A 23316-nucleotide genomic window follows, 5' to 3' on the forward strand; every position below is an offset into this window, starting at 1 on the left:
GACCCGATCCTGCTTATCCTTGTATCCTTCCTCCCTGGTTCAGAACAGACATTAGATATCAGATAACAGACATCAGACCCGATCCGGCCCATCCTTGTATCCTTCCTTTCCTAGTTCAGACAATGGTCTAAAATCTAATGTCTAATATCTAATGTCTAATATATCAACTACAAGTATAACCCCTTTCACTCCCAATTCAAACCCAATACAAACCCCTATCATAACCCTTTCCGAGCGGGTATGATAGGTGTTTGTAATAGTTGTAAAAGGCTTGTGATCTTTCGTTGGTCGCTCGTAGCGTACAACTGTATTGCTAATAGTGACTAACTTACCTAGAAATCAAACTTAATTCTGGCGCGGACACCCCATTCTGGAGCATCAGGATTATCTAAGTAATTCAGGCGTTTTACTAAATCGACGCGTAATATTTTAAAGATGTTCGATACACCTGCGCTTGCTTCCATATACGGCTCGCTACCAAAGGTAAAGCTAGATTGCTCGCCCTTACCGTTTGTTTGCCATGCGAAAACCTCATTGTTGAGTGAAGGATTGTTGCTATCTCTTAAGCCTCCATATACACCCTTGAAGCTAAATACTTCGCGAAGTTTTAATTTCTTTAATAATGGAATTTTATTGAAAATAAAACCATTCATATAATACTGTACGTTGATGCTCGCATGATGATCCGATACAAATTCCATGAAGTTCATCAAGTTGTAGGATTGCAACTGGTAGGCATACGTTTGGTTGGCACGATGAATATTTAAGAATAGATAGGGAATATTGCTCCCGAAGGTGTAAGATCCATCCAAATTAACGTCAGCATACCCAAACTGCGACAAATAAAACCTTTTAAAGATATCGGCAGATAGCGAATGATAGTTGTAGTCTCCGCCAAATAAACCTTTAACGCCAGCTGTGTAATTCAGATGGAAGATCGGATATTTGTTAAATAGGGGCGTACGGTATAGTTTTCCCTGATAATACTCTTCCTTAGGTGCGTAACGTACCCCTACATTGAATTCGGTAGATTGAAGGTGTGGCAAATTGTTGAAGCTGCCGTCTGCTTGTGGTAAACGATAGGATAGTACTCCTGCTGGGGTTTGTTTCCACCGTCCCAAGCCTGCGGTCACGGAAAAGTTATTGCTAAATTCTACCTTATAGTCAACCCGATACTCCTCATTATAAAGGTAACTTTGATTTTCGCCTCGCTTAAATGATAACAAAACATTGTCTTCTTGAATAAATTCTAATTTTTGGCCAGGGATTTTCGTGTCGTATGACGCCGAAACACGGATATAATGCTGCGGGAAATTATAAATCGAATTGTTGTTCAAAGAGTAAGTTCCTGCTAGAAAATACTTCCATTTCTGATCGTCGAAGCCATAGGCCGTATATCCCTCAAGATAGAACCTTTTGCTTAATCGATCTGTCGTACGACCACCGACGCGCAATCTAAACCCTTCTACTGGATTATAAGAATAAAAAGTATTAACAGGGCCGATTTCTACCGGTCCGGCCTGCTTGTAACCCGATAATAAAAGGGCGCTGATGTCCATAAAGGTGCGGAACGATGGCATTTGTTGTAGGCTATCGATATTATGGTAGATCAAGCTCTCCGATTTGCTCAACGGTTCCGGTCTTAACGTCGCCCAATAGCTTTCCGGTTCGGCCTCGATTTCTTCCTCTTTCTTAACAACATATACGTCAGGAACTAAGTAGGTGCTGTCTGGACGTTGTACGCCTTGTTGGTAATCATTGATCAACACTACGCGTTTTCCTTTTATTCCCTTTCCTTTGCCTGTAATCGCGAAGTCAATGCCCAAGCTGGATTTGCTTAGGTAGAACTTATTATTGTGATCTTTGTCAAAGGCTAATTCTATGTCAAGATCGCGCACAAAGTTTAAGTTGATATCGTCGGCAACGGTCATTGCAGCACGTTGTACGGCATAGTTACCATCCAATGTGATGTAGAGTTTACCTGTAAATAATAAATCGTTTTTATTCCTAGGAAAGAAGCTCAGCTCCACCAAGTTGGGCTGCGCTGTTTTGATCGTGTCGGTAATATAGAAACGATAGAAGGTAGGCGCGCTATTAGCAATCGGGCTCAAAAACTGGTTGGTCAAGATCTCGATGTTATTATCGTAGATTTCGACTTCATCATATAAACGGTTGAAATACTTGCTCAAACCGTCATTGTCTACAAATTTGGGGTCAAACTGTGCCTTCTTCTCCGCCATCACGTATTGCTTTTTCGCGTTTGGATCTTTCCGGTAATATACCTTCGAGAATTTTTCCTCCATATATGCGGGCAATACATAGTTGCCATTGACACTGGCCGTGTCATCTTCTTGAAATAGGAATTGATACTTTTTGAATACCTTTTTGTTTTTAAATTTCGCATCCAAATTGCTTAGACCTAAGCTTATCTTCTCATATTGGTTGAATTCGGCAAAAGACTGACCAGTCAATCGGTTTTGATCACGATGTTCTACAACCTTCCGGATCAGCTCAACGGCAGGATTATTCTTATTCGAATATTTTCCCCTGCGAGGGCGCTTGATGACGACCTCTTCAATTTTATTAGAAGGGAATAGGAATATTTTCGCATTTCCGGCATTATCCCTTGTCACTACAAATTCCTCCGCGTCGAATCCTACAGAACTAATGCGCAGCTTGCTCAAATTGCTCGGAAGGCTAAGCGTAAAAGTACCGTTAGCGGTTGATGATGCGCCCGACTCTTTGCTGGTTCCGATAATGCTGATCGATGCATAGGGAATTGCTTCGTAAGTTTCCGCGTTCATCACTCTACCTTTTACAGTGACTGTCTGCTGTCCCCACGCAGCCGAAATTCCAAAGAATGTAAACAGGACGAATAGGATGCCTTGTATATGTGATTTCATAATGCTTACTTTTTGACTTTTGTATCCTTTTGTTCAAAAAGTTATGCAAATAACAGCTTTATTCTTTAGATAAAAAAGAGGCATTTCTTCGTTTTGACGATTTTATGATATTTCCAGCCAAAATTTCCATGTTATGACATACAAATTGCTGTGTCAGTTAAACGCTACACGTATTTTATCCGTTTGAGTTAACCTATATTGTCTGATTTAAAAAATATTCAAATGCTAAAGGTTAATTCTTTTTTTAGCTAAAAACTTGTGACAATTTTTTTAAATTATAATATATTGAAATACAGTGTTTTAAAATTGTGTATTTCATACAATATGCTAAATTTTCTTTTTTAGTTGCTAAAAATATATCTAGCTTTGTCGCAAAATAAAGCCTATATAATGACAAACGTAATCAGTATTCAATTAGAGGCTCTTGGCATTCGACCAGAAGAGCCAATCTATGTCCAGCTCCCGGTTCCCGAACTAGTGGAACACGCTGTAAAACAAAATCAAGGAACTCTTACGGATAGTGGTGCATTAAGTTTCGCCACCGGAAAATTTACGGGGCGCTCACCAGAGTCCCGTTTTATCGTTAAAGACGAGTTTACTTTCGATCAAGTTAATTGGGGTAAAGTAAACAAAGCGATGACTGTAGAGCTGTTCGATCAACTTCAAGATCGGGTTAGCCGCTATTTATCGCAGATTCCGCTGTATATCCGTTCGGTACAAGCTTGCAACCATAAAGCTTATGCGCAGCAGGTCCTTGTGGTTTGTGAACGTCCCGTTCAAAGCCATTTTGTCGATAACATGTTTATCGAAACAGATATTCAGAAGCAAGAACGCATAGATTGGTCGGTTTTAGTGGCTTCAGATTTACAATTGGAGGATTATGAAGAGCTTGGCTTGCCGACATCTCACTGCGTTGCAGTAGATTTAACGCGCCAGGTAATCCTGATCATCGGTACAGCATATACCGGCGAGATTAAAAAAGGTGTGTTCAGTGCTTTGAATTACTTATTACCATTGAAACACAATGTGCTTACCATGCACTGTTCTGCAAACGTTGGTAAGGATAATGACACTGCTCTATTCTTTGGCCTGTCGGGTACTGGTAAAACGACGCTTTCTTCAGATGAGGGGCGTTACTTAATCGGCGATGATGAGCATGGCTGGGCAGACAACGAAATCTTTAACTTCGAAGGTGGCTGTTATGCAAAAGGTATTGGCCTGACGCATCAACATGAGCCGCAGATTTTCAACGCGATCAAATTTGGCGCATTGATTGAAAATGCGAAATTCAAACCAGGTACTCGCGAGATTGATTATAATGATATCAGCATCACCGAGAACTTACGCGTTTCTTATCCTTTGGAATTTATTGAGAATACAAGCGACAAGAACTGCTGTAATGCACCAAAGCATATTTTCTTTTTAAGTGCAGATGCATTCGGCGTGTTGCCTCCAATTTCCAAGCTGACGCCAGAGCAGGCGATGTTTTACTTCATCAACGGCTATACCGCGAAAGTGGCAGGTACGGAAATGGGCGTAAAAACACCGACGGCAACTTTTTCAGCATGCTTTGGAGCAGCATTTTTACCCTTACATCCGATGCGCTATGCAGAGATGTTGAAACAACGATTAGAAAATCATCAAGATATTCAGGTTTGGTTGGTAAACACCGGCTGGGTAGCGGGGCCATATGGAGTTGGGCGTAGAATCCAATTGGCTTATACCCGTCAGTTAATCCGCAGCGCGATGGAGAATGTCATCGGCGAGGCTGGTTATGAGGTGCACCCAATCTTTGATCTTCAAATGCCTAGGGAATGTCCGGGCGTCCCTTCGGAGCTGTTAAATCCGAAACGTGTATGGGCAAATCAAGAGGGATATGTCGAAATGGCTGAGAAGCTAAAGGGCATGTTTGAAGAAAATTATGTACAGTATGTCAAATTAGAGGAAGCTTAATCGAAAAAAGCGGATAGAATAATGAGTATACAAACATTAGAACAGTTTATTATTGAGCAACAAGCTCAATTTCCAACCGCAAAAGGTGAATTTACCCGTTTGTTGCAGGCAATTTCCCTGGCGGCAAAGATTGTTCATCGCGAAGTGAATAAGGCTGGATTAGCCGATATTCTAGGGAAACAAGGCAATTGCAATGTGCAGGGCGAGGAACAACAAAAGCTTGATGTTTTTGCTGACAACCATTTTATGGATGCGCTTAAACGTGGTGGCGAATGTTGTTATCTAGCTTCAGAAGAGCATGAAGATGGTATCGACTTAACACAGACCAAACGTTATCGTGTAGGAAAATACATGGTCTACTTCGACCCCTTGGATGGTTCTTCCAACATTGACTCGAATGTCTCTGTCGGTACGATTTTCTCCATCTACAAGCGCAAAAGTGCTGAAGGAGAGGTGCAAGCGATAGACTTCGCGCAAACTGGCCGCGAGCAGGTAGCTGCTGGCTATGTGATCTACGGCTCGTCGACCGTATTGGTTTATACCACTGGAAAGGGAGTCGATGGCTTTACCCTAGATCCGTCTATTGGTGAATTCTGCCTGTCACATCCTGGTTTGACCATCCCAAAAGACGGTCGTGTGTACTCTGTAAACGAGAGCAATTACAATCAGTTCTCTTCCGCAATTAAGCATTACTTACAATTTTGCAAGGAAATAGATCCAAAGACAAGTAGACCGTATTCATCGCGTTATATCGGTTCTCTAGTGGCTGATTTCCATCGCAACATGATACAAGGCGGGATATTTCTTTATCCAAGCACCGTACAATATCCGAACGGAAAACTACGCTTAATGTATGAATGTAATCCTTTAGCCTTCATCGCCGAACAAGCTGGAGGAAAGGCATCTACAGGCGTTGCACCCATCATGGATATCGAACCTAAAGAACTACACCAAAGAACACCATTGATCATCGGTAGTGAAAAGATGGTCGAAATGGTAGAAAAGTACATCCACGAATATGCAGACGTGGAGCCAACTTTGGTATAGCTTTTTTTAGTAGTTAGTATTTAGTATTAAGTAATTAGACCTATGTCGTCATTTCTAGTTTATAAAAACTGGAAATGATGATAGTAGGTCTAATTTTTTTTGTCCTGTTAAGGGAAAGGATATGGGGTACAATAGCGGGGAACTTGCTTTAGAATAGGAATATGAGCTGTTTTGAACCAAGAAAGGAAGGATTTTAAAGATGAGCAGGATCTTGTTAATCCTTGAATCCTTTTTTTCCTGGTTCAAGACAACCTTCCCTTCTTGTTTAAACCAAAAGTTCAGACTTAATATAAATCCAAATCATCCCTTTCCAAGTCTAAAAGGCGGACATAGGTCTAAACTCTAACATCTGACATTTAATATCTAACCCCAAATACCAGCCCTAGGTCTTAATACTAACTACTAAATACTAACTACTATCCTTATATTTAACTATGAAACACCTATTCACCCTCCTCAGTTTGCTGGCAATACAAGGCTTGTATGCACAGCAAAACATATCCTCATTCTTTTCTGGAACATGGAAAGTAGAGGGCAAAGAATTGTATGAACATTGGGATAGGCTTTCTGATGATCATCTGAAAGGCTTTTCATATGGGTTCTCAGAAGGTAAGGGGATCTCAACAATCGAATATATCGACCTGAAGGCAACAAATGGAAAACTCATTTTCGAGGCGAATGTAATCGGTCAGAATGATGGGAAAGCAATACAGTTCGAAGGCAGCAGCGGTAAAGATTATTATATTTTTTTAAACCCTGAACATGATTTTCCTAAGAAGATTTTATATAAGAAATTTAGTGAGGATACCATGCACGTCGCAATTGGAGCAGGAGGGAAGGAGTACACTTTTAATATGATTCGTCAAGTAACTACGGGCAATCCTACATCAACCGCCATTGTAGATACAACTTATGATGAAGCTTTAGCACAGAAATTAAACGCCGACGAGCGTGGGATGAAATCCTATTTCTTTGTGGTCCTGAAGACTGGAACTAATCAAACCAAAGATAAGAACCTAATCAATGAAAGCTTTACAGGACACATGGCAAACATAAATCGCCTTGTAAATGAAGATAAATTAATTGTTGCAGGTCCGTTCGGAAAGAATCAGGATAATTACCGCGGACTATTTATTTTCCATAATGTCGCCAATGAATCAGAATTAGCGATTATCCTGAAGACAGATCCGGCTATTAAAAATAGTCTATTGGATTTTAAGATTTACCCTTGGTGCGGATCGGCAGCACTGCCTATGTATCTGCCTTTTTCAAAGAAAATAAGTCGATAATTTTTGTAGTAGATAGTATTTAGTAGTTAGTATTAAGACCTATAGCGTCCTTATCAAACATCTAAGATAATATAGACATTAGATAAAGGTCCTTCTGCTTGCGCATCAAAGTCTAATATCTAATGTCTTATATCTAATCTCTACTACTAAATTCCCATTTCTTTTAAGATAAACTGTGCATTATCGATCTTATCAGCGATCCATAATACATAGCGGATATCGACACCGATGGAGCGGCTGTAGCTTTCGTTCCATGCGAAGTCGTTGATGGTTGCGTCGTAGGCACGGTCGAAGTTAACCCCGATTAATTCACCATGTGCATTCATGATTGGCGATCCGGAGTTTCCACCGGTAGTATCCATATTGTATAGGATATTTACAGGCACATCGTTGATTTCTTTTTTGAAATAGTTGCCGAAGTTCTTGTCTAACCAGTTTTGCTTAATAGCTTGTGGATAAGCAAATTCAGGAGCACCTGAGTTGCCTTTCTCGATTAGCCCTCGTACCGTGGTGAATGGCTCCATGTACGTAGCATCAACTGGGCTATATCCTTTGATATTTCCGAAAGTCAAGCGAAGCGTAGAGTTCGCATCCGGGATAAAGTTCTTCGATTGGAATTGCTCTTTAACCGCTACATAATCTGCCATCAGTTTATTCAAATTTCCTTCACGACGTTTCTGCTCATCGCGGAATGGAGCAGTCTCCTTGTACAAGTCATCTTGGAATTTCAACAATTCGTCATTGTAGGCCATCAGTGTTGATGCATTCTTCAATACAGTGCTTACAAAATTGTCCATGTTGTTCATCGCAGACTTGTCAATTGCTGATTGAATATAGTTAGCAGCGTCCTGTTGCGATTTAAAGTTTCTTGCCTGTACAAACGCAATACTGTTTGCTCCGTTCAATTGGTATGCTTGCTCAAACATATGTCCGCCTATAGTTTTATCAACCGCTAAGTTGTAACCTTCGTATAGAGGAGCTAATTGTTTCTTAAACTGATCTATGTTGACTTTAAAGAGTTCTTCGCGTTTCGCAGTTGAAAGCTCTTTTCCTAACGCCTCTTTAAATGAGTTCACCAAGCTAGAAACTTGTAATAAACGGATTCCAGAATAGATATTGTTATACCATAGTTCTTTCTCCGCATCCGCAAATACGATATCGTAATGCTGATCGATATCCGACATCAGCGTACCGTACTTCTGTTTTAACTCCGGCTTGCTATTGATGAAGTCTAACAAAGCTTTATCTTCCGCTTCTTTGGTATTGATAAGGTCGATGTTTCTTAAGCCTTTCAATTTACCACGGTAGTTTTTCATTACGTTCGCGTTGCGTTTTATACGTGTTGCTAAGGCTAGTTCCGTTGCTTTATCATCCTTACCAGCAAGAAGCATTTGTTGATTCTGATAATCGTAGAGTTCTGAAGTATATGGTAATAAGAACTTCTGTTGGTATTCAATATATTGCGCAGGGCGATGACGGAACGTACGTCCTGGATAACCTAGGATAAATACGAAGTCGTTTTCATTAACTCCCTTAGGATTTACTTTTAAGTGTTTCTTTGGAGTGTAAGGAACATTATCTTTTGAATATTTTGCAGATTTACCATCCGGCGCAACATACGCTCTCAAGAAGGAGAAATCCCCTGTATGTCTTGGCCATACCCAGTTGTCCGTTTCGCCTCCGAATTCCCCAATATCCTGACGTGGGATATATACTAAACGAACATCCTCAATAGTCTTGTATTTGAAAAGGACGTAGCTCTTTCCTATAAACATTTCAGAAACCTCAGCTTTAATCGTAGGGTCATCAGCTTCTGCAGCTTTCGCCAACTCTACACGCTTTTTATTGATTAAGTCAATACGCTGGATAGGATCCGTGATATTAGCAACAGCATCAAGAACTTGTTTTGATACATCTTCGTAAGAGTCTGTAATACGTATAGTTAGTCCTTTCGCTTCTATCTCTTGCTCGTGCGAATTTGCGACAAAGCCGTTCTGCAAATAGTTATGCTCTGGTGTTGATGCTAATTGAACCGCAGAGAAGGCACAGTGATGGTTGGTGATGATTAATCCTGTTCTAGAGACGAAAGATCCCGTACAGCCACTAACCTGCACAAGGGCGTCCACCAAACCAATCTGTCCCGGATTGTAAATATCTTTTTCACTAATCTTTAGACCCGCTTTTTTCAATCCCGCACGGCTCAATTCACTAAGAGGGAACATCCCTTCATCAGGAATGGTTGCCGAGAAGTTGAATGTTCCGAGCGCTAGCGCCGAGAGCAAGACTCCCGTCTTTAACATATTCATCATAATCATTGTATTTGTTTCAGTCCAAAAATACAAAATGTTTTTGTGAGGGTTGAATCATTTTAGGTATCTGAGAAAGTGTTTCTATATTTGCATATAATATGAGAGAGCGCTTGCTAAAAAGACTAGAGTATATCAATCAATGGCGGATGAAGAAGATTTCCAATCGGAACTTCTTGGTAGTGTTAGCTTTTGTGGTGGGTATAGTTGGCGGATTAGCGGCTGCATTGTTGAAAGGAATGACTCATTTTATTGCATCCTCCTTACAGGATGATGTGGAATGGCATTATAAATACTCACTCTATCTAATATTTCCGTTAATAGGTATTTTCTTAAGTGTATTATTCGTCCGGAAATTCTTACGAGGCAAGAAACTAGAACACGGTATCACGCCGATAATCTATTCTATCTCCCGAAAATCTAGCCGGATTGATTTTCACAACATCTATTCGCAGATTGTCACGAGTGCTTTAACTGTAGGATTTGGTGGGTCATCAGGATTGGAGGCGCCGATTGCTTACTCTGGGTCGGCAATTGGATCCAACATCGGGCGTTTCTTTGGCTTGAGCTATAAGGAGATCACGATGTTGCTAGCCTGCGGTGCTGCAGCCGGTATTTCCGGTGCATTCAATAGCCCGGTCGCTGGGATGATCTTTGCAATCGAAATTCTCCTTCCGGAATTTTCTATCCCTGCGTTCATCCCTTTATTGATTTCAGCTGCGCTAGCATCAGTCATTTCCAAACTCTTATATAGCGAGCCTCTTTTCCATACAGCAACCACAGGTTGGGAAGTAGACGCCTTATTCTTTTACTTGTTATTAGCTGTTATTATAGGCGTTTATACCGTCTATTTTTCGAAGATATCCCAATGGGTGAAGGATTGGTTCGCCAGTATTAAAAATCCTTATAATAAAGTCTGGATAAGCGGTGTATCGCTTGGGATTTTAATCTTTATCTTCCCGGCGCTTTATGGTGAAGGATACATCACCATCCAACAGATATTGGATGGCCGTTTTGATGCTATTGTAAAGAATAGCTTATTCGCCGATTATAAAGATATGGCCTGGGTAGTCATCTGCTATACCGTGCTGACTCTATTTGCCAAGTCTATTGCTTCGCTATTTACCATCAATGGCGGTGGTAATGGTGGTGTATTCGGACCTAGTCTTGTGATGGGTGGATTAATCGGTTTCGCATTCGCATTCGGCATGAATCAGCTCGGCGTTGTACAGTTGAACGTCCCTAACTTTGTGATGGCAGGGATGGCTGGCGCCTTAGCAGGCGTAATGCATGCCCCTTTAACAGGAATATTCTTGATTGCAGAGATCACCGGTGGATACACCCTCATGGTGCCCCTGATGTTGGTTGCGTCTATATCCTATTTTATCAACAGAGCGGTGATGAAGCACTCCATCTACACTAAAGTATTAGCGGAATCGGGCGACTTGCTGTCTTATGAGGATAAGGATCGTACGGTGCTTAGTATGATGAAATTACGCTATGTCTTGGAGACTAACTTTGTTGTACTAAAACCAGAAGAGACGCCCTTAGACCGCCAATCTGATATTATCCATTCTAAACGTAATATCTTTCCAATCGTAGATGATTCAGGAAAGCTTTTAGGTATTATCTATAGCGAGCGCCTATTCTCCATACTACTTGCTGAGCAGGAAGGCAAGGACAAGAACTTCGCTGTCTTAGCCCAGAAACCCAATGATATTATCCTAGAAAACGAGAATATGGAAGTCGTGATGACGAAAATGAATCGTGATGATGTATGGATACTGCCGGTCGTAAATAAAGACGACCAATATCTAGGTTTTGTATCGAAGTCTTCCGTATTCAATAAGTATAGAGGGCTTCTCGTTCGTCAAGGAATGTATTTGGAGTAACAAGATTAACCAACAACCTTTAATCTAGCTTAGCAATTGCTTTTTGTATTGAAGCCTTCCCTTAATAGGCCTCTGAACTTTACGCTACATCGTCCCATACCTTGTACACAATCGTATTCAAGCGACTGTTTATTACTCCTTTGAACAAATAAGCTACTTTTTCCAACTATTTAACGCTATCGTTTGTCTAAGGTATTAGATGCATTGAAAACCAGTGTTTTAACACGGATACAATCTATTAATCCCAATTTCTTAACTATAAAATAATATGTTAACAAATGTTAAACGGTACAATAATTGTTAAATAGTACGTTAATAAGAGGGAAGTGTAATAAAAATATTACGAAGGAAGAATTAAACATATACAATTACTGTGAAGAAACTAAATTTATCATTTTTAAAAGGAACGCTCGTATTGTTCAGTTCATTAAGTATCTTATCAAGCTGTTCAGAGAGCAAATCAAAAGAAAAAGAATCCAACAAAGCATTAGCATTACCAGTTTACACGGTATCCCGCGACAATGCGGTTACTGTGAAAGATTATCTGGGTACTATCGAAGGTAAGGTGAATGTCGATGTCCGTCCGCAAGTGGAAGGGCTATTGCAGGAAATCTATGTCGATGAGGGTGCCTTTGTGCAAAAAGGGCAGAAGCTATTCAAGATAGACCCATCGTTTTATCAAGAGGATTTAAATAATTCTGTAGCGAGTCAACAGGTCGCTCGTGCGAAGCTAAAAAACGCGCAGTTAGAAGTAGATCGTTTGAAGCCATTGGTAGATAACGAGGTTATCTCCGAAGTTCGTTTAGCATCGGCACAGGCAGATTATCAAGTTGCTAAAGCTACATTAGATCAAGCAAACGCAGAAGTCCGCTCCGCGCAGTTATCTAAAGACTTCACTGTTGTTACAGCGCCGGTTAGTGGATATATCGGACGTATTCCGAAACGTATCGGTAACTTAGTGTCAAAGGGCGATAAAGAGCCTTTAACCTACCTTTCTGATGTTCAAGAAATCTACGTTTATTTCGCGATGAACGAATCTGATTTCCTCTACTTTTCCAAAGCGCAGGCGAGGAAGGATAGTATCGAAGGACGCAAATACGATAAACTCAAAAAACTAACTTTCCCGGATGTTACGCTAGTACTCGCCGACGGAGAGGACTATAAATACAAAGGCACAGTTGACGCTGTGAATGGACAAGTCGATCGTACTACGGGGGCTATTTCATTACGTGCATCCTTTGCTAACCCAGACAACATCCTGCGTTCAGGAAGTACAGGTACCTTAAAAATCTCAGAAGTTAAGGACCATGTAATCCAGATTCCACAGGTCGCAACCAGCGAGCTGCAGGACAAGACCTTTGTTTTTGTTGTAGACAAGAACAATACGGCTCAGCGTCGCAATATCAAAGTTGCCGGTAAGAGTAAGGATAACTACATTGTGTCAGAGGGATTGCAAGAAGGTGACCGTGTTATTTTAAGTGGTTTTGATAAGCTAACAGACGGTTCAGCCATTATCCCAATCGAACAAAAGAAGTAAGAATACTCAAGACTTATACAAGCTATTTCTACCGCTCGCCAGAGCGGTAGGATAGTATCGTCTATCTAAATATTTTATATGTTAAAGACATTCGTAAATCGACCCGTCCTGGCTACGGTTGTATCTATCATATTAGTTATTCTCGGATTAGTGGGGATGAAATTGCTACCTGTGACGCGATTTCCTGAAATTGCGCCGCCTTCAGTAGTGGTATCGTTGAGTTATCCGGGCGCGACTGCAGAAACGGTCGCAAAGAGTGTACTCTTACCCATCGAAGAAGCCATCAATGGGGTAGAGAACATGACCTATATACGCTCTACAGCATCCAACTCCGGTTCCGGTAATGTGACGGTTTATTTTAAAACAGGAACTAACCCTGATGTAGCCTCAGTAAACGTCCAAACGCGTATTTCTAAGGCCATCAGTTCTATTCCAGCCGAAGTAAATGAAGCTGGTATCACCACGATGCCGAGGCAGAGTGGGGTTATCATGACGATCAACCTATTCTCTGATCATCGCGATAGCATCTATGATGAGACCTTTTTGCAGGCATACGCACAGATCAACTTGATGCGCCCCTTACTTCGTGTGGATGGAGTCGCTCAAGTATCCCGCCTGGGAGCGCGTGACTACGCCATGCGTCTATGGTTAAATCCCGAGAAGCTTGCACTTTATAATTTAGTGCCAAAAGACGTGACTGATGCGATCAAAGATCAAAACTTTGAAATTGCACCAGGTAAGTTCGGGGAGACCTCCGATGAAGCCTTCGAAACAGTGATCAAACATAAGGGGCGTTTCACACAGCCTGAAGAGTTCCAAAACGTCGTCATCAAAACCAATAAAGATGGTTCGGTATTATACCTCAAAGATGTCGCTCGTGTTGAGTTCGGCGCGACCAACCTAAACTCGGACAACAAAGTCGATGGGCATCCCGGCTTAACGTTGAACTTAACGCAGACCAGTGGATCCAACGCCCATGATATCGACGTGGAAGTTCGTAAAGTTCTCGAAGAACAAGCAAAAACATTCCCTAAGGGTATTAATTACGAGATTACCTATTCTGTGCGCGATCAGATTGATGAGTCTATCTCGCAAGTGAAGCACACCCTATTCGAAGCGTTTATTCTCGTATTTATCATTGTATTTATCTTCTTGCAGGATTTCCGCTCGACCTTGATCCCGGCGATCGCTATTCCGGTTTCCTTGGTGGGTACATTCTTCTTCTTGGGTCTTTTCGGATTCTCGCTGAATGTATTGACGATGTTTGCCTTGGTGCTCGCGATTGGTATTGTGGTCGATGACGCAATCGTCGTCGTCGAGGCCATCCACCAGAAGATGCACCATACCGGTTTAAAAGCCAAGGCCGCGACCTTATCGACCATGTCGGAAATTACATCAGCAATCCTATCCATTACGATGGTGATGGCGGCAGTATTCTTGCCGGTAGGATTTATGGAAGGACCAGCCGGTATTTTCTACAGACAATTCGCCTATACCTTGGCTACGGCTATTTTAATCTCGGCATTGAACGCCCTAACTTTAAGTCCGGCTTTATGTGCCTTGCTATTAAAACCTGCGCAAGATGAACTGGAAGAAGAAAAAGACAAAAATAAGTTTGAAAAATATAAAGGACGTTTCTTTAAAGCCTTCAATACAGCATTTGACAATTTCACGAATAAATACATTGGTGGCGTCAAATACCTGATCGAAAAGAAGAATGTCGCTTGGGCGGGATTAGCATTAATCACGGCAATTGGCATATTCGCTATGTATAAATCGCCTAAAGCCTTTATCCCTACAGAGGATGATGGATTTATCACTTACAACTTGGCAATGCCTCCAGGGGCTTCATTATCGCGTACCACGGAAGTGTTAAGAATGGCAGATAGCATTTTGAAGAAGCACGAAGATATTGCCGGGATGACCACGGTATCGGGTTATAATGCTTTGGATGCAAGTTCCAGTCCGGCATTTGCTGCGGGATATATCAACTTGGTTCCACATGCCGAACGTAAGAAAATCAAGAATATCACAGCCTTCATGGATACCATCCGTCAGGATCTATCCCAATTGCACGAGGCCAAGTTTACCGTATTCCCACGTCCAACGGTTCAGGGTTTCGGAGACTTTGCCGGTATTGAGATGGTCTTGCAGGATCGATTGGGAGGAGATATTCGTGACTTTAACGTAGTTGCCGATACATTTATCAGTGAATTGAACCAACTACCCGAAGTGGGAAATGCTTATACCTCGTTCAAATCAAACTTCCCACAATATGAAGTTAATATCGATGTGGTGAAAGCGAAAGCCTTGGGAGTCAGTATCAACAGCTTGATGTCGACCATCCGTTCGTATTTCGCAAGGGTACAAGCATCCGACTTCAGTCGCTTCGGTAGACAATATCGTGTTTATGTTCAGTCAGACTTTGATTTCCGTAAAGATCCCGAGTCCTTTAACTCAATTTTCGTGCGTAACGATCAAGGCAAGATGGTGCCCATCAATACGATCCTGACACTGGAGAAAATTGTAGGTCCGGAGACTATTACCCGATATAACCTTTATAATGCCATCACGGTCAATGCGGAGCCTGCGGAAGGCTACAGTACCGGGGATGCGATGGCTGCAATTGAAAAATATGCAGAAGAAAAGCTGCCAGGAAACTACGGTTATGAGTGGACAGGGATGAGTTTTGAGGAGAGCCAATCCGGCTCGCAGACCGTTCTCATCTTTGCTTTGAGTATACTATTCGTTTATTTCTTGTTGGCGGCGCAGTACGAAAGCTATATTTTGCCATGGGCAGTATTACTTTCTGTACCGGTTGGATTGATCGGTGTATATGGAACAATCGCGTTAGTAGGATTACAAAATAATATTTATGTACAAGTTGGTTTAATCATGTTGATTGGTCTCTTGGCGAAGAATGCTATCCTTATTGTGGAGTTTGCTGTTCAAGAACGGCAAAAGGGAATGAGCATTGTTGATGCGGCGATCAACGGAGCAAAATTGCGTCTACGTCCAATCCTAATGACCTCGCTAGCCTTTGTGGCAGGTTTGGTTCCTTTGATGTGGACGGTAGGACCATCAGCAATCGGTAACCATTCCATCAGTTTCAGTGCTGCAGGAGGGATGCTGTTCGGAGTAACATTCGGTATTTTCATCATACCCATGTTGTTCGTGGTGTTCAAATCGCTGGATGAGCTAGTACGTAGTAAAATAAAAACAGAGGAAGAATAATGAAGAAGATATCAATAACAAAACTAAGCTTAGCCTGCTTATTTGCTGCGGTCGTCTTTATACAAAGCTGTAAAGTCGGGCAGAAATATAGCCAGCCTGAGCTCAATTTGCCCGATCAATATCGCGGGGATACATTAGCCTATTTTGGCGACACGACAAGTATAAGCAAAACGACCTGGAAGCAGTTCTTCCATGATCCAACCTTAAAGAGTCTGATCGACTCGGCATTGAGCAATAACTTCGATATGAAAACTGCTTTATTGAATATCGAAATCGCCAATAAAGATCTGCGTAGAAACAAGCTAGACTATTTGCCGCAGGTAGATATGACCATCGCCGGAGCGAATAAGCAATGGCGCTCGAAAGAGTTTGGATCAGGACCGTCTTCAAAATGGTATGAGCGCCACGGAACGAAGGCTTCGGAGAATATGTTTACCTATTTATCGCAGTTTGGAACAGAGATCGGTTTCAATTGGGAAATCGATATCTGGGGAAAGATCGCAAACTCGAAAGATCAGTTGCTAGCGCAATACCTGAATACGCGCGAAGCGAAAAACGCAATCCAAACGCAGATTGTAAGTGATGTTGCCAAAGGCTATTTCAATCTGCTGATGCTTGACGCAAAAATCGAAGTTGCAAAACGGAACGTGCAGTTGAACGACAGCACCCTGCAGATGATCAAACTCCAATACGAGGCCGGTGAGATCACGTCGCTTGCGATACAACAGACCGAGTCGCAACGCTTGATCGCTGCCTCTTTGATCCCCGAACTGGAAAGAGAGATTATACTTCAAGAAAATGCGTTACGCGTTTTGACGGGGCAGATGCCCGATTCCATCCAGCGCGGAACGAGTTTCGAGCACCTGTTTGCAGAGAACAAAGATATTTCTCTTGGATCTCCATTAGAGATTATCCGTAATAGACCTGACATTCGCACGGCCGAATATGATTTGATTGCCGCCAATGCCGCAGCTAATATTCAACAAGCGATGCGCTATCCATCATTAACCCTAGGCGGTAACCTAGGGGTGAATGCGATGTTGCCAAAAAATTGGTTTTCCATTCCAGGAGCATTGTTAGGAGGGATCACAGGTGAATTGACAGCACCGATCTTTAAAAACAAAACATTAAAGACAAATTGGGAAGTCGCAAAAATCGAACGTGAGAAATCAGAACTTGCCTTACAACAAACCGTTGTAGAAGCCGTATCGGAAGTTTCCGGAGCCGTAATTACCGTAGATAAATTGCGTGAGCAATTGGAATTTGCGAGATTACGTGTCGAAAACTCCGCAAAAGCCGTTAGAAATGCGAACCTACTGTTCCGCAGTGGATATGCGACTTATTTAGAGGTTATCACCGCACAAGGAAACGCCTTGAACTCCGATCTAGCCCTGGTAGAACTACGACAAGAACACCTGGAATCCTATGTTGATCTTTATCGTGCGCTCGGTGGCGGATGGAGATAATTTAATTGTGAAAATCACGTTTTAAAGATATATAACCACAAAGAATCTTCACAGTATCGGAACCGATACACTTCCTCTATCTTTACCTCGCTAAATGGGGTGAAGATAACTTAAAAGCAAGCTGTCCAATAATTGGGCAGCTTCTTTTGTTAGATGTGAGATATGAGATGTTAGATTTTAGAACTGTGCATTTGTGATATTATTTTCTGAAGTAGGAAAGGGAATTTTTTTGAACCTTTGGTTTAAACAAGAAAGTAAAATTTGTCTTCGAACCAGGAAAGGAAGGATGCAAGGATGAACAGGATCATGTTGAAAGAAAAAAGGGGTTAGTTTCTGAACCAGGAAAAAAAGGATAAAACGATTGACAGGATCCTGTTTCTCCTTGCATCCTTCCTTTCCTGGTTCAAGACAAATTCCCTTTCCTGATTCAAACACAAATTCCCTTTCCTGATTCAAGACAATTTTTGCTAAAGAAAAAATACTAATATCTCACATAGAATGCCGCCATAGGTCTAACTACTAACTACTAATTACTAACTACTAGTTAAAACCCTTACTCTCCCAATTCAAACCCAATGTATAGCCCAATCAAAACCGCTTGGAAAGGGCTTTGATATGGGTTTGAATAAGCTAAGAAGAGGCTTAGACTGATACCAGTTTCCTATCTAAAGTTTGGACGGCTTGTCAAGGGCGAAAACGACCAGGGAACGGATGCGAGTATGATGATGTAAATAAATATATAGCGTTTCCAAAGGTAGGTAAATGCTGACGTTCCGACTTTCTTTTTGACAAGGAAGGTCAGCGTATTCATTAGGATAATTCCTAAGGTCATCATGCTCATATGTTCGAGGCCAAAGAAGCGGAGTTGTCTATTCTTGAGGTTAGCGGGAAGGTCATCCCAAAAGACATTGCTGATGGGGCTAGTCAGGTAGAGCATCCAACCTAGTACTAATTGAATGTTGTAGACCATGCAAAAAAGTACAAGCCATTGATAGTGTTTTAATTCGAATGTTGTTTTGTTGCGATGATTAATATATACCCAAACGATTTGGATGAGCATTGCTATTAAAACGATCCATCGATAGTAGGAATGATAAAGTAACCAGTGCGAGTAATTCATTTAGAACAAAAATCTTATAAAAAAGCAAGCATCAGCCTAACGACAACGATCAATCAGTAACATCTTTATCGTTCCTTAATTTGGCCTGTCGTTTTCGGATAGCAGAAGACAAAGGTAAAACAAAGTTCCGTTACCAACTCATTACATACGGCAAAAATACCATAAGTGTATGAGGTGTTTATAATTCTCTTTTTGGAAGATATATTGCGTTAGAAATATCGCTATTTAGGATGAATTGCCAGCCCTTTGCAGGAAGCTTGATTCATAATGTTATAGCTTAAAAAACTAAAAAAGGCATATCGAATATTCGAACAGCATTTATGAAGAACGGATAACGGATATATGTTTTACAATTGAAAACATTTTAGATTAAAGCCATGATTGAATTACCTGAAGCAATAACACTAGGACGTCAGATTAACGAAACATTGTGCGGAAGAACAATAACTGATGTGTTTAATTCCAATAGCCCGCATAGATTCACGTTTTTCTATGGCGATCCGCTAACATACAATGAATTACTGACCGGTAAAAAGATCCTCTCCGCGGAGGGGTATGGAATATTTGTCGATATTATTCTTGAAGATGATATTCGCATCAGTCTGAACGATGGGGTAAATTTTCATTACAGTAAGGATGCATCGAAGATACCCCCTAAATATCAGTTGTTGCTCACCTTCGATGATGAAAGCTTTCTCGCGCTCACTGTTGCCATGTATGGTATGATCGCAGTTTATCAGGGAGAATTCCATAACAAGTATTATTCAAAAAGTTTAAACAGTGTTTCGCCTATGAGCGAGCTGTTTGATAAGACTTATTTTGAAAACTTAATCAATAAAGAAACGAAGAACATATCTGTTAAAGCGCTTTTAACGACAGAGCAACGTATCCCCGGAATTGGCAATGGCGTATTACAGGATATTCTTTTTCAGGCTCCCATTAACCCTAAACGCAAAATTTTAACGCTCGCCGATCAGGACAAGATAAACATACTACAGTCAATAAAATCAACACTTCGCGCAATGACGGAGGCGGGCGGACGTGATACCGAAAAAACGCTATATGGTGGAGGTGGTTATAAGACATTGATGTCGAAGAACACATATCGTGATCCCTGTCCTAGATGCCATGGATCAATAGTTAAAGAAAATTACATGGGTGGAACTGTGTATTACTGTAGAAATTGTCAGCCTTTGAAATAGTGAGGTATAAATAAATGATATATCAATAGTAAAGCTTGACAAAAAATTGGCATAAAAATACATAAGAATAGCTAATTTAGGTTCAGGAATTAAAAGAGAATTGCTATGAAAGGGAAGATTTTACCGTTAGTTTACAGCGCATGTGTATTGTTTTTGGGTCTTTGGTCGATGGATGTAAATGCGCAGACGGAAAAACCAAAGGAGATTGACGCCTATGCGAAGCCATACCACCCGGAGGCGGATGCACAGGCAGATTTGGATAAATTGATTGTTCAGGCTCAGAAAGAGAATAAGAATATTATTGTACAAGCAGGGGGGAATTGGTGTATATGGTGCCTTCGTTTCAATAATTACATTCAGCAAAATCCTGCTGTCAGCAAACTATTGAAAGATAAGTTCCTGTATTACCATGTAAACTATTCCAAAGAGAATAAAAACGAAGCCTTCTTTACGAAATATGCTCCCAATGGACCGGCATTAGGCTTTCCGTTCTTTATTGTGTTGGGTAAAGATGGAAAGGTACTGAAGGTTCGGGAGAGCGGCAATCTTGAGAAGGATAGCAGCTACGATGAAGAGAAAGTCTTAGCTTTCTTCAATGAATGGATTGCGAAATAAGATATTAAGCTAGGGGTTTTCCGCTCTGCTGCTTGTAGTAAGCAATTTTGTGCTGGAACATTTCAGCCATGCGTCCGCCTTGCCATTTTGCTCGCTCAGCCTTTTCCCCTTGGAAAAGTTCATCTACGGTTCTACTGAAGATGGCAATCCAGGTATCAAAATGTTGCTTTTCGATAGGCATGTGCATATGAGGGGGGAAGGGGCTTCCAAAGTAGGTATGTTCGTCGAATAATACCGTTTGCCAGAAGCGGTACATCTTTTCAAGGTGTTCCGGCCAACGATCTTGAATGATGTCATCAAAGATCTTTCCCAATAACTCGTTCTCACGAATACGATCATAAAAGGTATTCACAAGTAGTTTAATGTCTTCTATATTTTGGATATCTGCTTTCATGGGTTCTTTTTCTTTTTGTTATCATTTGATATTATCTATTTCGCTAGCTTCTACGCGCGAATAAGCACACTATCTCCGGCGATCAATCCTGTGGCAAGATCCTGAATTGTTGTGCTTTCCATCATACTTTTCAATTCGCGGCGTATGCTCACGAACCGTTCATGCATGGGGCATGGATTTTTATGATTGCAGGCCGTTAGTCCTAATGCGCAGCCGGTAAAGATATTGTCGCCATCCAGCGATTTCACGATATCTGCGACCTTTACATGCTCAATCTGCTTTGCAGTCATCTCAAAGCCGCCGTAAGGTCCTTTGATAGATTGTAGAATGTCGTGTTTCGTTAAAGTCCCTAATACTTTGGCCGTAAATGCTTCGGGCGTTGCGGTATGTTCCGATACCTCACCAATTTTCACCCGCTTGCCTTCCATAGATTGCGTGGCGATATAGATGATTGCTTTAATACCGTGTTCAGCTGCTTTTGAGAACATAGTTTACTGATATAATTGTTCTTTTTTCAAAGATAAGAGAAAAGCTTCTTATTTAAGACTATTTTGTCTTAAATAAGAAGCTTTATGATATTGAGGTGAAAATTATAGTTAATAGACTACATTCCCGGCATGTATCAGGTGTTCTATTTCTGGAATTCGAGCAACCGCTTCTGCGGAGCAGCTGCTATTGACCAATACAAAATTAGCTTTGTCATTCTGTTTCGGCCATTGCTGTTTTCCTTGATCGTCGAGCGGCAGAACATTGTCCGTAGCAAGTCGGAGGCTTCGAGAAAGCATAAATTCGTTTCCAAAACCGTATAACTGCGCCATCAAACTGGCTTTATCTAATACTGATCCTGTGCCATAAATGCCCCAATGGTCGATGACGCTATCGATTCCTGTAGCCACATGAACGCCATGTTTATACAGCGTTGGGATCGGCATTACTCTTCCGCCGAACGGAATGGTAGAGATAATTCCTACTTGTGCTTCAGCGAGCTTCGCTGCCAGCTCCTCTTGTTTGGCTGCGTCGATAGCCGATAGCGCAAAGCAATGGCTCAAATAGGTTTTCCCTTTGAGAGTTGGATTCTCCAAAACCTTCTTGATGAGGTATTCGATCGTATCCACTCCCGATTGTCCAGATTCGTGCAAGTGTATGTCGATTCCTTTGTTATGATCCAATGCGAGTTGTACAGTAAAATCAATGGGTTTCTCGATCGATCCGTCAATTGAGTAGGGGTCAAGACCGCCAATAAAATCTATATCAGTTTGTGCTGCCTCTTTCATGAAAGGAACGGAATCTGTATAATACAGACCATGCTGGGGGAAAGCAACGAGTTCCGCTTCAAAACCAGCTTTTTTATTCTCCAGCGCTATCTGTAGATTTTTAAGGGATTGTAGTTTGGAAGTTGGTTCAATATTGACGTGACTTCTGGCGAAACTAGAACCCTTGGATTGTAAAAGTTCGATTAACTTCTCCGCTCGATACGTCGAAGTTTTCAACATCTCCGGCAGGATTTCTTCTTCTAATGCAATCATTCCCTTTATCCCTCCGGAGCGGCGCTTGACTATCTTCCACGGCCCACCGTAGAAGGTTTTGTCCAGGTGGATGTGCATATCCTTGAATGCAGGTAACATCAGCATGCCCTTGGCATCAAAAGCGTCGGCTTTAGGATCATTCTTTCTGATGCTGGTAATTTTGCCATCAGCAATCTCGATACAAAACAGCTCTGTTTTAGTTGCAACCACTTCATCGCCGTCATATTCAAAGCCTGTTTCCAGGCGTACGTTTTTTAACAGTTTCATCGGTTTGCTTTTGTTGGCTGTAGATTCTACTTGCTGAAAACCTGTCAATAGCGGCGCTGCGCCTATGCCTGCGATTCCCAATGCGGTGTTCCTAATAAATGTTTTTCTACTTAGATGTTCTTTTTTATCCATTCCACTTTCCTTAATTCACGATTTTACCAATAGCAATCTCAAATATAGCGATTGCTAGAGTTTATCATATCCCGGGAAATGAGGAGCGACCAAAGTTTTCCATTCTGGATGCTTTTTAATAAATGCGAAGACATAAGGACAGTAGGGCAATAATTTTTTGCCTGACTCTTGTATGTAGACCAACGTTTTTTCTACTAACGCAGCTGCGGCACCTGTTCCAGCCAGTTCCTCCGGTGCTTCGGTATGGATCAATGCAATATTGCTGGGGGTTTCTTTGTAGTCTATAAAGGCGATATGGCCGTCTACATCTAGCTCAAATCTGCTCTTTTCCTCGTTTTTTACTACAGGGATGGGTTCGAATTGCTCTTTCATATTCTGTTTTTATTTATTAATAGTATCACAAAATCGGAAAGATTTTGTTCGTAGATCGGAA

16 protein-coding genes are annotated in these 23316 nt (G+C 41.4%); 9 read left to right on the plus strand and 7 right to left on the minus strand.

Going from position 1 to position 23316, the window contains the following annotated elements:
* Positions 1 to 332 precede the first annotated feature (332 nt).
* Complete coding sequence (locus B2400_RS02585; RefSeq protein WP_293930602.1) at positions 333 to 2903, minus strand: DUF5686 and carboxypeptidase-like regulatory domain-containing protein; 2571 nt, start codon at positions 2901 to 2903, stop codon at positions 333 to 335.
* A gap of 390 nt (positions 2904 to 3293) precedes the next feature.
* Between B2400_RS02585 and pckA the strand changes: the two genes are divergently transcribed.
* The 3 genes from pckA (at position 3294) to B2400_RS02600 (ending at position 7192) form a co-directional block, all read left to right on the plus strand.
* Entirely contained in the window at positions 3294 to 4856 is a 1563-nt protein-coding gene (gene pckA / locus B2400_RS02590; RefSeq protein ID WP_149525570.1) for a phosphoenolpyruvate carboxykinase (ATP), read from the plus strand.
* Between the two features lie 18 nt (positions 4857 to 4874).
* Entirely contained in the window at positions 4875 to 5903 is a 1029-nt protein-coding gene (gene fbp / locus B2400_RS02595) for a class 1 fructose-bisphosphatase (protein WP_149525571.1), read from the plus strand.
* A gap of 434 nt (positions 5904 to 6337) precedes the next feature.
* Complete coding sequence (locus B2400_RS02600) at positions 6338 to 7192, plus strand: DUF6265 family protein (RefSeq protein ID WP_286651288.1); 855 nt, start codon at positions 6338 to 6340, stop codon at positions 7190 to 7192.
* A 146-nt stretch (positions 7193 to 7338) separates the two neighbouring features.
* On the opposite strand, the gene B2400_RS02605 is transcribed toward B2400_RS02600, so the two are convergent.
* On the minus strand, positions 7339 to 9498 hold the full coding sequence (locus B2400_RS02605) for a S46 family peptidase (protein WP_149527672.1): 2160 nt from the start codon (positions 9496 to 9498) through the stop codon (positions 7339 to 7341).
* Positions 9499 to 9611: 113 nt separating this feature from the next.
* On the opposite strand from B2400_RS02605, the gene B2400_RS02610 reads away from it, so the two are divergent.
* From B2400_RS02610 to B2400_RS02625, 4 genes are all read left to right on the plus strand, one after another.
* Positions 9612 to 11390 (plus strand): chloride channel protein, encoded by a 1779-nt coding sequence (locus B2400_RS02610; RefSeq protein WP_293930605.1) that lies wholly within the window; start codon positions 9612 to 9614, stop codon positions 11388 to 11390.
* Positions 11391 to 11763: 373 nt separating this feature from the next.
* Positions 11764 to 12927 carry an efflux RND transporter periplasmic adaptor subunit gene (locus tag B2400_RS02615; protein WP_246172520.1) on the plus strand — a complete coding sequence of 388 codons (1164 nt, stop codon included), beginning with the start codon at positions 11764 to 11766 and terminating at the stop codon, positions 12925 to 12927.
* 78 nt (positions 12928 to 13005) lie between these two features.
* Positions 13006 to 16161 (plus strand): efflux RND transporter permease subunit, encoded by a 3156-nt coding sequence (locus tag B2400_RS02620; RefSeq protein ID WP_286651286.1) that lies wholly within the window; start codon positions 13006 to 13008, stop codon positions 16159 to 16161.
* Positions 16161 to 17627, plus strand: coding sequence for an efflux transporter outer membrane subunit (locus tag B2400_RS02625; protein ID WP_149525576.1), 1467 nt, complete (start codon positions 16161 to 16163; stop codon positions 17625 to 17627). The genes B2400_RS02620 and B2400_RS02625 overlap by 1 nt, the downstream gene beginning before the upstream one ends.
* A gap of 661 nt (positions 17628 to 18288) precedes the next feature.
* Here the strand turns inward: B2400_RS02625 and B2400_RS02630 are convergent.
* Positions 18289 to 18747 (minus strand): hypothetical protein, encoded by a 459-nt coding sequence (locus tag B2400_RS02630; RefSeq protein ID WP_286651285.1) that lies wholly within the window; start codon positions 18745 to 18747, stop codon positions 18289 to 18291.
* Positions 18748 to 19124: 377 nt separating this feature from the next.
* Here B2400_RS02630 and B2400_RS02635 point away from each other — a divergent pair, with 377 nt between their 5' ends.
* Together B2400_RS02635 and B2400_RS02640 are read left to right on the plus strand one after the other, a co-directional pair.
* Positions 19125 to 19949 carry a hypothetical protein gene (locus B2400_RS02635; RefSeq protein WP_286651284.1) on the plus strand — a complete coding sequence of 275 codons (825 nt, stop codon included), beginning with the start codon at positions 19125 to 19127 and terminating at the stop codon, positions 19947 to 19949.
* A 105-nt stretch (positions 19950 to 20054) separates the two neighbouring features.
* Positions 20055 to 20564, plus strand: coding sequence for a thioredoxin family protein (locus B2400_RS02640; protein ID WP_286651283.1), 510 nt, complete (start codon positions 20055 to 20057; stop codon positions 20562 to 20564).
* 4 nt (positions 20565 to 20568) lie between these two features.
* On the opposite strand, the gene B2400_RS02645 is transcribed toward B2400_RS02640, so the two are convergent.
* The 4 genes from B2400_RS02645 to B2400_RS02660 all read right to left on the minus strand — a co-directional run bounded on the left by B2400_RS02645 (position 20569) and on the right by B2400_RS02660 (position 23255).
* Positions 20569 to 20958 carry a group III truncated hemoglobin gene (locus tag B2400_RS02645; protein WP_286651282.1) on the minus strand — a complete coding sequence of 130 codons (390 nt, stop codon included), beginning with the start codon at positions 20956 to 20958 and terminating at the stop codon, positions 20569 to 20571.
* 50 nt (positions 20959 to 21008) lie between these two features.
* Positions 21009 to 21446 carry an RrF2 family transcriptional regulator gene (locus B2400_RS02650; protein WP_286651281.1) on the minus strand — a complete coding sequence of 146 codons (438 nt, stop codon included), beginning with the start codon at positions 21444 to 21446 and terminating at the stop codon, positions 21009 to 21011.
* A 108-nt stretch (positions 21447 to 21554) separates the two neighbouring features.
* A complete protein-coding gene (locus B2400_RS02655; RefSeq protein WP_286651280.1) occupies positions 21555 to 22883 on the minus strand; it encodes an amidohydrolase in 1329 nt (442 codons plus the stop codon).
* 54 nt (positions 22884 to 22937) lie between these two features.
* A complete protein-coding gene (locus tag B2400_RS02660) occupies positions 22938 to 23255 on the minus strand; it encodes a GNAT family N-acetyltransferase (RefSeq protein ID WP_149525583.1) in 318 nt (105 codons plus the stop codon).
* Between the last annotated feature and the right edge of the window lie 61 nt (positions 23256 to 23316).

The organism is Sphingobacterium sp. UBA6645 (assembly GCF_002455685.1).
GTDB lineage: Bacteria > Bacteroidota > Bacteroidia > Sphingobacteriales > Sphingobacteriaceae > Sphingobacterium > Sphingobacterium hotanense.